Genomic DNA, 843 nt, shown 5'->3' with positions numbered 1-843 from the left:
AGAGGATATAGTAAATATCGTTTCGTTTGGTACATTTATCGTACTTTTTGCCGGTGCACTTGCTTATCCGCTTCTTTACCTATTCGGAGCAGAGAAATCTGACGGAATAGTACTTGGAGGGGGCATGGGAGGCCTTTTCGTTGCGATTGCTTTACAGGGAGCTGTTGGCTATTTCGTCGAGATATTAGCGACATCAAGCTTACCGGTTGCTTCTTCTTTGCATGTTCCTATCTTATATACTCTTTTTGGGATGGTAATGTATATTGCTTCTTACTTTATTGCGCTGTCTATCTACCGGAAGAGAGAATTTTAGTATGAATCGATTTTGAAGTAAAGACTACAAAGCGTTCTTTAAGGCTATTTATCAACAAGTAATTCAAACAACAAAACGGCTAGAACATTTGATAAACTAAGCAAACAAGATCTCAAAAATATAACGGATATGATTGGTGATCAAGCTTAAGTGATGAGCACTTTTACAAAAGTTAATTGTGTCCTTTATGCACATGTATTATAGTAAAAGATGCAGTTTTAAAATGAGAAAGGAGATTATATGGGGAATTTGTTTAAACAGGCTTCAAACGTATCAAAAAACGCTTTTATTGCTACACTGATTTTGTACATCATTATTGTAGCGTCTTTTATTCCGTCAATTGTATTTGCGGGAGCTTTCTTTGCTATAGTAATTAAAATAGCAGCAGCACTTTTAATCTTAGTAACAATCTTTGGAATGATTTATTCGCTCTTCATTAAAGGCGGTCAAAAATTTCTTTTTTTACTGTTACATGCCGCTTCTTTATTTATTGTTTTGTTTAGTATCTCTGCTTTTATGCTCGCTAAAAG

2 protein-coding genes are annotated in these 843 nt (G+C 34.9%); both read left to right on the top strand.

All coding sequences use genetic code 11. The annotated features are described in order from the left end of the window. The coding region (locus AC1DRF_RS30250) for an ABC-2 transporter permease (protein WP_477742602.1) at positions 1–313 on the top strand (313 nt) is incomplete at its 5' end. Positions 314–553: 240 nt separating this feature from the next. Next, positions 554–843, top strand: a 290-nt coding sequence (locus AC1DRF_RS30245) for a hypothetical protein (RefSeq protein ID WP_477742601.1), incomplete at its 3' end; no start/stop codon positions are given.

The organism is Priestia sp. P5_B4 (genome assembly GCF_056400385.1).
This window is presented reverse-complemented; position numbering and strand designations above follow the sequence as displayed.